Genomic DNA, 9,202 nt, shown 5'->3' on the forward strand with positions numbered 1-9,202 from the left:
AAACTAAAGATAAAAAACCATTCGAAGCCATAGAAGTAAAAGGCACTAGCACTCGTGAAAGTATGGAAGAAATACTTAGCAAAATTAATATTCAAAATATCAAAGATGAAAGAGATTTATTAGCTATTTTAATGGCGTATAAAGATAGCGAGAATTTATATGATAAAAGAGTTTGAAATAAAGGAATTTAAAATTATGAATTATTTAAAAATATTACGAAAAGTAACAAATATTAATAATATTTTTAATATTAAGTTTTATTTAAAATTAGTTAAAGTATTATGAGATTTTATTTTAAACAAAGGAGAGATAATGTTTAAAAAAACATTAAAAGTTTTATCTTTAGTTGCCGTTTTAAGCTTAAGTGCTAATGCTAATGATTTATTAGCAGATATTAGCAAAGGTGCTATAAGTGATAATTCATTAGGTGTTAAGGTATTAAACCCAGAGCAAATGAGCGAAGTTCGTGGTGGGTATATGGTACATGCATATGCACAAGGAAATGAAGCATATGCAATAGCTTATCCACATTTATCTGGTGAATTATTATATTTTAGAGCAACTGACGGTAAAATTTATCAGCATAATTTACCGCAAGGATTATGTGCTATGGATAGTATTAGTTGTTTTTATAATAGTTCTTCTAAAAGTTTTATGCAACAAAATATTAATCGAATGACTGAATTTAAATTAGGGCTGCAAAATTTTGATCATGAAAGATATGGATTGGGATATAAGGTAACAAAAACCTATGAATATGATAGATACGGTAACCCTTTTATTGTATTTAAATATAATGTAGTTGCAGTTGAAAGAGCAGATGGTAATCATATTCATATAATTAATAGTAGTGATATTTTAAATAATAATATGATTATTAAAGAATTAAGAAATGAATATAAAGATTTGTTTGAAAGTGTATTAGGTAGATATTAATCATGACAATCATAAATAACAATCAGAGTATTTTGGATTTAAGGCAAATATTTTTAAGAGATGAGATAAGGACTGAAACTAATAAAGATTTAAATTTTAAGCCAGTAAGCTCTGATGATTTAAAAGGCATTTCTAATTTATATAATCACGATAATTGGGGTAAGAGTTTTAGTGGGGTTAGTAAGAATGGCGAAGTTACTATTTATGGCAAACTATTAGGGCTTGATGATAAAAGTAGTTTAAATGAATTAAGCGAACTTTTAAGCTTTATTATGACTAATTCAAATTCAATAAACGGGCAAATCGCCTTAAATGATGAGCTAGAAAGCTTATTAAATAGTGATTTAAGCATAGAAGAATTTAAACCTAGATGGCTTTTAGCAATTACTAAGGATTTAGCAGCAAAAGAGCTAGATACTAAAGAGATTAAAAGAGAACCGATTGAAGTAAAGAGCGATTTAAATGTGTATAAAGAAAACTTAGCAAACTTGGTAAAATCTCTAAGAGAGCAAAAAGATAGCTATGATGCTTATGTTTTATCTATGCTAGAAACCGAGTTTATAAACAAAAGGACATAAATGCAAATTAACTCATCTTTAAATCAAATAAATCTCATTAATACAAATAATAAAGATTTAAAAAAGATAGATTTAAGCAAAGAGCTTAGCCAAATTGCTAAGCCTAATGATATGTTTGACTTGTTTTTGCAAGTTCAAAATGATTATAAGACAAATAGCATTTATCAAAGAGCTTTTGCAAAGCATTCTGATATAGAGATTAAAAAAGATTTACAAAGCTTTTTGCAAGCAAATCCTATAAATAGTAGTAGTGGTAGCTTTACATATTATGATGATTTAAGATTTAATTTTAGCGATGATGAAAGGCTTTTTAGATTATTTGCAGATGAAAAAATAAGCATAGATGATTTTAAAAAAGAATATCTAAAAATAAAAGCTGAATATGAAGAAGAAAAGCCTAGAGAAAAAATAGAAGTAAAAGGCACAAGCACTCGTGAAAGTATGGAAGAAATACTTAGCAAAATTAATATTCAAAATATCAAAGATGAAAGAGATTTATTAGCTATTTTAATGGCATATAAAGATAGTAAGAATTTGTATGATAAAAGAATTTGAATAAATCAAATTCTTTTTATTTTTAAAATATAAATCCACCACCTTGAACCGGTGTTATATCTTTTACATCTTTTCCATTTGCATCATTACTTGTAGAGTTGTTGTCAATATTTTTAAATCTACAAATATCGCCTTTATTTGCATTGCCTTCTAGTATTTTTGCATAGCTTGTTTTAGCATTTGCATTAGTTACTTGTACTAAAGCACTAAAAATTTCTTCGTAGCCGTTTAGCTCTTTTGTGTAACTATCATAGATTTTATCGCCTTTTTTATAGCATTCTAGTTGTGTGTTTATAGGTAGGCTTTGAGTAAAAACTGCTTGATTATTGCCGATTTTTTCTATTTTTGGCGGATAAATAGCAGCTTGAGTGTTTAATACAATAGTGCTTGCAATATCGTTTAAAATACTATCATAATCTTTAGATTTTATATCAAGGTTTATGCTATCAGCAAATCTTATTTGTCTAGTTGCAAATGTAATAACTTGATAATTTATACTAACACTTACTTTAGAACTACTACCACTGCCAATAATTGAGTAATTTTTATTAATTGTATTAACATCGCTTATGGTGTAAAGTAATATATAATCAGTGCCTAGATTTTGACCTAATTTTAAAGCTTCATCTTTATTTGCGTCATTTAAAATTATATCTCTTTCAACAGCTAATGCTTCTCCTGCTTGTCTATCCAATAAATCAAATTTACGAGTTTTGTGGATATTGCTTTCTATTTTAAACCTTAAATCTCTTAATATTTGTTCACTATCTCTTCCTAATAAAGAAAAGTTATTCGGACTTAGAGCAGGTGCTACGATGATTTTTCTTCTATCGTTTTTCATTCCGGCTAGTTCGTATTTTTTTGAAACTGCTGTTTTTTGAATACTTACGACTACTCTAAATCCATCTTCTGTTTTTGTATTTTCTATAACTTCAAAAGAGCTAAAGCGACCATTTGTTGCTTTGCTAATTTTTTGATTAAATAAAGCATTAATGTTTGTTCCGTCTGCACTTGATTCTAATTGTGTTTGACTAAAAGAATTACTAGCTTTAATATATGCACCATTTAGCTTAGTAACAGCTTGTGCTAATGCATTATCAACGGCTTCGCTATAAGTAATGCCGTAGCCTTCTCCGGTAGCAGTTTTTGTGCTAGTTGTAGTTACTACTTTAGCATTTAGGCTTACTAAAAATAAGCCTAAAAAAATAATTAATATCTTTTTCATAATTTAATCCTAGAAATCATCAACTTCTACATTTTTAGAGCGAATTACTTTTGAAGTATTTGTTGGTGGTGTTACTGCTTGTGTAGGTTTTAAACCACTTTTTGATTCATGAACACTTGCAGGCGAATAATACACCATCACTCCTGTTACACCTTGCTCACCTTTTGTTTTTCTCCAATTATTTACAATTTTTGTGCCAATTAGTTTCATACTTGCACTAGCACTCATATTTTCTTGGAATACTGTTGAAATAGCATTTTCTTCTACTAAACCACCTGTTTGCTCATCAATGCCATCTTTGCTCTTAACTTCAACTGCTACTTTTTCCATAGCTCTTTGAACTGTTCTTTCTCTTTCTTTTGTGCTAATTTGAGTTCCTATAAACATAGCTAGATTTTGCTCTGCTTTCATTTGTGCAACTTTAATAGCGTTTTCAGCTTTTCTATCTGCAAATTTACCTTTATTTTCATAGTTTTTCATACCATAAGAAATTAATGCTGGTTGGCAATTTTCATCATAGAAAAATGTAAGCCCTAATTTTGAAAGTGGGGTTTTAATACTATTTGCTAATTCTCTTGCATTTTTGCATTGTTCTTTTTTAGCTGTTGGTTTTGCTAAATATCCACCTTTTAAAGCTTCTGCTAATTCTATTGATTTAGGTGATATATAAGCTACTAGACCAACTTGGTCATAGCCATTTTTGCCTTTTACAATATAATTTTCATAAGGAATTAAACCATTTACAGCACCAAATGCTGTTTTAAGCGATTCTGTTTTAAAATCTTGAGAGTTTTTGATTTTTTCAGCTTTATAAATTAATTCTTGTTCTTTTATAGCATCATCTCCTACGATTTTTTTAATTAGTGCATTTATAATGTTTTCTGCTGTTCTGTTTTTTTCTTTTTGACTTTTAATTTCTTGCTCTATTAATTTATCAATATCAGCATCACTTAAATCATCGCCATAACCACTTAAAATAGCTTTTGTTTGATAAATGCCGTATTTTTCCATAACGATTTTTGCTTTTAATCTTAAAAATGCTTCACTATAAGCACTTGCTAAATAATCATAGTATTTTGGGTCTTCTCTAAATACAGGAATTGGAATAGCAGGAGAAATGAAAGCTTCTCTTCCACTTGCTTTATCTTCTATTTGTTCTGCTACTTCACTCATCATTCTTAAAATATCATTTTCATCATCAACAAAGCCATTGTTTTCATCGCTAATTGGCAACACTTCATCAACTGAAGGTTTTATATTTTGACTTACAACACTTTCTTCTTTTGGTGTTGTTACTTCATTAACTACTTCTTGATTTTTAGTTTCTTCTGCAAATGCTCCAACACTTAAAATACCTGCTAATACAGAACTTAATAATACTTTTTTTACCATGCTACACTCCTATTTGAACCAAGTTTATTAATTTTTATTTCATCTTCCCAAATTGCTAAGCCATTATCAAGATTTGTAACCGTCATTTGGAAATAATAATCAACTCTTTGAGAATCACTAAAAGTTCCTTTAATTCTAGTATTTCTTTGAATTATTTTACCGCTTAAAGACCTATTTGCACTCAAGATTGTGCCTTTTTTAGCGATTGTTTTTTGATTAAATTCGTCATTATCTCTTAATTCTCTTGTAGCGTGGGTCATATTATCCTCAGCCCCATTAGCTCCAATTGCTGTTGTTACATAAACACGACCAGAATTAAGTAAAGCAATTCTTATTTTTTTAGTAAGAATATCTGTATCAAAATGTTGCATTGTATCATTAGTAATCCTACTCATTACAAGAATATGGCGTTCGTTTGGATTTGAAGTAGCAAAAACAGGGCTTGCTAACATAGAATTAATCAAATCTCTTGCCGCATTTTGTAAATCTATATCATCAATACCTAGTGAAACAGGCTGATTTTTGCCATTATTTACTTCATCAACGACATAACTTGGTGCAGCTGCACAAGCTCCTAAACTTAGTGCTAAAGCTAGTGTGTAGTATTTTTTCATTTTTTCTCCTTAATTAAATTTGTTAATTTTTATTTTGTAATTATGTGCGTTTGCTGGAGCACCTAATTTTATATATTTTGTTTCTTTTGGTTGTAGTGTTAGCTCTTTTTTAGCTAAACCTAAATTATCAACATGCATACCATTATCATAAAACCAATCTTGTGAGTATTTAAGATTTAGTTCATTATTGCTTATATTAGTAAGTTCAATACTAATTATTAGGTTATTAAAATCATTATTGCTTCTTTCTTCGCATTTTAGAATTTTATTTAAATCTTTATCTAAATAGCTTACATTAAAGCATTGATTGTTTTTGATTACATTTGCATTGTTAGCACACGAACATAAAAATACAGCAAAAGCTGTTAAGATATATTTTTTCATTTTTTTTACCTTTCTTCAAATATTGTTATATATTCAGTTCCTATTGTAGGAATTTTTACAAGTATTACATAATGTTTATTTATATCTAATTCTTGTGAAAATAGTGTTTGAGAATTTGGACTTGCAATATTTATACTTCCACTATTTGCAATTCTAATTGCTTGATAGTTTTTAGGTAAACCTATAAAGTATCTAATATCAGAATGGTTTAATAAATTATTTACCAAATCAACACCTAAACCAGAATATAAATTCTCTTTATTAGCTTTTACACTAATCATTGTTTTAGTAATCGCTCTTAAAAAAGACTTAGATATTCTAGGTATTAATGTAGCTTTGTATTCAGCGCCTATTATTTTATCCATATCACTTAGAAGTCTTGTTTTTTGATTATTCGCTACTATAAATGGATAAGCATCGCTACTATCTCCTAAAATTGCTATTGAAAATACTAAACTACTAACGGCTAATTGATTAGCATAAACAGAGTATTTTTCATTTCCAAAAGGAATTTTATAATCTATATCATTATCGTTTTTCTTAATAAAAACAATAGGCAATGATAGATTAAATTCTTTTAAAGATTTAGATTTACCATTTTCATAAATTACCCAAATATATTTATTTGTTTTAGATATTTGCATTCCTTTTTTTATTTTATTTGCTATTCTTTTAGTGTTGAAATTGTTTTTAGCTAATTCATAATCTTGATAAAACAGCAAATCATTTTCTTGAGAATAAACTTCTTTTAATAAATCAATAGAATTATTTGACCTACCATCTAAAATATAATAAAGAGCAGAAAAATAGCTAACAAATGGATTAGAATAATTAGCATAAGACTTATAAGCAGGAATTGGGACACTATTATTTATAATGTCTATTACTTCATTACTTTCTCTAGGTTTTTGTTGTAAGTAGTTTAATTCGCTTAAAATATCGCTTTCAAATTCTTCTTTATTTCTTTTTTGTCTATCTAAGGCTCTTTTGATTTCAACTCCAGCTTCATCGTATTCGCCTAAAGCTAGATAACTCATTGATTTGTATGTATTAGTTAGCATTTTTTCATAATATTGACCGCTATAATCAGTTATATTATCATTAAAAAGACCTTCTAAAACTCCTTCTCCAATCTTTAACAATAGATTTTTTTCATCTTTATCTTTATAACCATCTTCAACCAAATCAAATAGCTTAATACTATCTTCATAAGACTTACACAAGAATGCTTGATATCCGTAATAATTGCCGTTGTAAAGTGGGTCTTTAATCTTTTCTAATACATTTTCTTTTGAGTATTTTAGCTCTTTTTTCGTAAGTAATTCGCAGTCTTTAGTATCTAAAGAATATATTTTATTTTTATTTTCTTCTTCGTAGCCTAAAAAGACAGAAGAACAAGCATTTAATACTAATAAAGTAAAAACTAAAACAAAAACTTTTAACAAAACTCTTAACATCGCCGACCCCCCCCCCATTTTTAAAAAACGCCATTTTATAAAAACTTAATTAATATATATTAATTTTTTTTAAATTCAATAATTCTTAAATAATAAGAATTATTGTTTATTTTTTTATAGCTCTAGTATTTTAATAGGAAGACCCATTTTATTCATTTCATCAAAGAATGGTTTTGCATCAAATTCTTCCATATTAAATACACCTTTTCCGCTCCATTTGCCACTTGCTATTAAATATGTTCCAATTGCAGCAGGAACGCCTGTTGTGTAGCTTACTGCTTGAGCACCAGTTTCAGCGTAGCATTCTTCATGCACGCAAACATTATAAATATATACTTTTTTAGCCTTGCCATCTTTAATACCTTCAATAATACAACCTATGTTTGTCTTGCCTTTAGTCCTTGCACCAAGACTTGCAGGGTCAGGTAAAAGTGTCTTTAAAAACTCAATAGGAATTATCTTCATTCCTTGATGTTCAACTGGCTCAATTCCTAGCATACCTACATTTTTAAGACAATTCATATGTTGAATATAGCTTTGTCCAAAAGTCATAAAAAATCTAATTCTTTTTAAACCTTTTATATTTTTACATAAGCTCTCAAGTTCTTCGTGATAAAGTAAATAGCTATCTTTAACCCCAACTTCAGGATAATCGTGTTCAACTTTAATCTCAAGTGGTTTAGTCTCAATCCACTCGCCATTTTCCCAATATCTACCATTTGCACTAACTTCTCTTAAGTTTATTTCAGGGTTAAAATTAGTTGCGAAAGCATAGCCGTGATCTCCTGCATTACAATCCATAATATCAATTGTATGAATTTCATCAAATAAATATTGCTGCGCATACGCACACATAACATTCGTTGCACCTGGGTCAAATCCACTTCCAAGCAGTGCAGGAACACCAGCTTTTAAAAAGTCATTATTTCTAGCCCATTGCTCTTTATATTCAAATTTAGCTAAATCAGGATGTTCGTAATTTGCTGTATCAATGTATGGAATTTTAGTTTGAGAACAAGCGTCCATTAAAGCTAAATCTTGATAAGGTAAAGCCACATTTAATAAAATCGTAGCGTTTATATCTTGTATAAGCTTAACAACTGCATTTGTATCATCAGCATTAATCGTAGCAGTTGCAATCTCAACTCCTAAACGCTCTTTAATAAAACTTGCTATTTCATCACATTTGCTTTTTGTTCTACTTGCAAGCGTGATTTTATCAAAATATTTATATTCAGCTGCTTTATAGGTTGCTACACGGCTAACTCCACCAGCTCCAATTATTAATAAATGTTTCATATTTTCTCCTTTTAGCTTATGATAAAATATTTATGATAATGATTAATCTTTTTATGAGATTATATTAGTCTTATTTTATTTTAGGAGTATATTATGAAAAAATTATTTTTAGCTTTAAGCTTAGCAGGTATTTTAGGTGCTAGTGAATTTGTTCTTGATAAAGTTCATACTAGCGTTGAATTTAGCGTTAAACATATGTTAGTTTCTAATGCTAAGGGCAAATTTAAAAGTTTTGATGCGATGATAGATTTTGATGAAGCTAATAAAACTTTTAAAGTATTTAATGCAAGCGTTGATGTAGCAAGCGTTGATACAAATAGTGAAAAAAGAGACGAGCATTTAAAATCAAGTGATTTTTTAAATGAAAAAGTTAATCCAAAACTTACTTTTGTTATGAGTAAATACGAAAAAGTAAGTGATACACAAGGAAAAATGACAGGGGAATTAAATATAAATGGCGTTAAAAAAGAAGTAACATTTGATGTTGCTATCAATGGTGTTGCTACAATGGGAGATAAAACTAAACTTGGGTTTGACCTAAATCTTGACCTTTTAAGAAAAGATTTTGATGTAGCAAAAGATACAAATGAGGGCTTAGTAGCAAACGAAGTAAAAGTTCAAATTTTTGCTGAAGCTGATAAAAAATAATTAAAATTAAGAATTTGAAATTTTATTTCAAATTCTTATATCAATTAATCTTGTATCGCTTAAATCTTTTTTAAATTCTTTCGTAAAATCTATAAAATCTCCTAGCTTATCATT

The 9,202-nt window shown here is 28.4% G+C and carries 10 protein-coding genes; 4 read left to right on the top strand and 6 right to left on the bottom strand.

Annotation, left to right across the window (positions count from 1 at the left end; genetic code table 11):
• Positions 1–312 precede the first annotated feature (312 nt).
• Genes KJQ99_RS07775 through KJQ99_RS07785 form a run of 3 tightly spaced genes read left to right on the top strand, consistent with a single transcriptional unit; the run spans position 313 to position 2,069 of the window.
• A complete protein-coding gene (locus tag KJQ99_RS07775) occupies positions 313–936 on the top strand; it encodes a hypothetical protein (RefSeq protein WP_214150456.1) in 624 nt (207 codons plus the stop codon).
• A 2-nt stretch (positions 937–938) separates the two neighbouring features.
• The gene (locus KJQ99_RS07780; RefSeq protein ID WP_214150457.1) at positions 939–1,514 is read left to right on the top strand and encodes a Cj0814-related protein; all 576 of its coding nucleotides are present in this window, start codon (positions 939–941) and stop codon (positions 1,512–1,514) included.
• Positions 1,515–2,069 (top strand): hypothetical protein, encoded by a 555-nt coding sequence (locus KJQ99_RS07785; protein ID WP_214150458.1) that lies wholly within the window; start codon positions 1,515–1,517, stop codon positions 2,067–2,069.
• A 22-nt stretch (positions 2,070–2,091) separates the two neighbouring features.
• Here KJQ99_RS07785 and KJQ99_RS07790 read toward each other — a convergent pair whose 3' ends face one another.
• The 6 genes from KJQ99_RS07790 to KJQ99_RS07815 all read right to left on the bottom strand — a co-directional run bounded on the left by KJQ99_RS07790 (position 2,092) and on the right by KJQ99_RS07815 (position 8,440).
• Positions 2,092–3,294, bottom strand: coding sequence for a hypothetical protein (locus KJQ99_RS07790; RefSeq protein WP_214150459.1), 1,203 nt, complete (start codon positions 3,292–3,294; stop codon positions 2,092–2,094).
• A gap of 9 nt (positions 3,295–3,303) precedes the next feature.
• Positions 3,304–4,686, bottom strand: coding sequence for a DUF6844 domain-containing protein (locus KJQ99_RS07795; protein ID WP_214150460.1), 1,383 nt, complete (start codon positions 4,684–4,686; stop codon positions 3,304–3,306).
• Positions 4,680–5,300, bottom strand: a complete 621-nt coding sequence (gene lpoB / locus KJQ99_RS07800) for a penicillin-binding protein activator LpoB (RefSeq protein ID WP_214118878.1) — start codon at positions 5,298–5,300, stop codon at positions 4,680–4,682. The genes KJQ99_RS07795 and lpoB overlap by 7 nt, the downstream gene beginning before the upstream one ends.
• A gap of 9 nt (positions 5,301–5,309) precedes the next feature.
• Complete coding sequence (locus tag KJQ99_RS07805) at positions 5,310–5,684, bottom strand: DUF1425 domain-containing protein (RefSeq protein ID WP_214150461.1); 375 nt, start codon at positions 5,682–5,684, stop codon at positions 5,310–5,312.
• A 5-nt stretch (positions 5,685–5,689) separates the two neighbouring features.
• Positions 5,690–7,141, bottom strand: a complete 1,452-nt coding sequence (locus KJQ99_RS07810; protein ID WP_214150462.1) for a COG3014 family protein — start codon at positions 7,139–7,141, stop codon at positions 5,690–5,692.
• A 114-nt stretch (positions 7,142–7,255) separates the two neighbouring features.
• Positions 7,256–8,440, bottom strand: coding sequence for a saccharopine dehydrogenase family protein (locus tag KJQ99_RS07815; protein ID WP_214118872.1), 1,185 nt, complete (start codon positions 8,438–8,440; stop codon positions 7,256–7,258).
• Between the two features lie 93 nt (positions 8,441–8,533).
• On the opposite strand from KJQ99_RS07815, the gene KJQ99_RS07820 reads away from it, so the two are divergent.
• Entirely contained in the window at positions 8,534–9,088 is a 555-nt protein-coding gene (locus tag KJQ99_RS07820; protein WP_214119700.1) for a YceI family protein, read from the top strand.
• Positions 9,089–9,202 lie beyond the last annotated feature (114 nt).

Source organism: Campylobacter sp. 2018MI13 (genome assembly GCF_018501135.1).
In the GTDB taxonomy this organism is placed as follows: Bacteria; Campylobacterota; Campylobacteria; order Campylobacterales; family Campylobacteraceae; genus Campylobacter_E.

What these genes read in the sequence shown, in the direction of transcription:
- KJQ99_RS07790 (WP_214150459.1), bottom strand. Translation starts at nt 3,294, where the DNA reads ATGAAAAAGATATTAATTATTTTTTTAGGCTTATTTTTAGTAAGCCTA.
- KJQ99_RS07795 (WP_214150460.1), bottom strand. Translation starts at nt 4,686, where the DNA reads ATGGTAAAAAAAGTATTATTAAGTTCTGTATTAGCAGGTATTTTAAGT.
- KJQ99_RS07775 (WP_214150456.1), top strand. Translation starts at nt 313, where the DNA reads ATGTTTAAAAAAACATTAAAAGTTTTATCTTTAGTTGCCGTTTTAAGC.
- KJQ99_RS07810 (WP_214150462.1), bottom strand. Translation starts at nt 7,141, where the DNA reads ATGTTAAGAGTTTTGTTAAAAGTTTTTGTTTTAGTTTTTACTTTATTA.
- KJQ99_RS07815 (WP_214118872.1), bottom strand. Translation starts at nt 8,440, where the DNA reads ATGAAACATTTATTAATAATTGGAGCTGGTGGAGTTAGCCGTGTAGCA.
- KJQ99_RS07805 (WP_214150461.1), bottom strand. Translation starts at nt 5,684, where the DNA reads ATGAAAAAATATATCTTAACAGCTTTTGCTGTATTTTTATGTTCGTGT.
- KJQ99_RS07785 (WP_214150458.1), top strand. Translation starts at nt 1,515, where the DNA reads ATGCAAATTAACTCATCTTTAAATCAAATAAATCTCATTAATACAAAT.
- lpoB (WP_214118878.1), bottom strand. Translation starts at nt 5,300, where the DNA reads ATGAAAAAATACTACACACTAGCTTTAGCACTAAGTTTAGGAGCTTGT.
- KJQ99_RS07780 (WP_214150457.1), top strand. Translation starts at nt 939, where the DNA reads ATGACAATCATAAATAACAATCAGAGTATTTTGGATTTAAGGCAAATA.
- KJQ99_RS07820 (WP_214119700.1), top strand. Translation starts at nt 8,534, where the DNA reads ATGAAAAAATTATTTTTAGCTTTAAGCTTAGCAGGTATTTTAGGTGCT.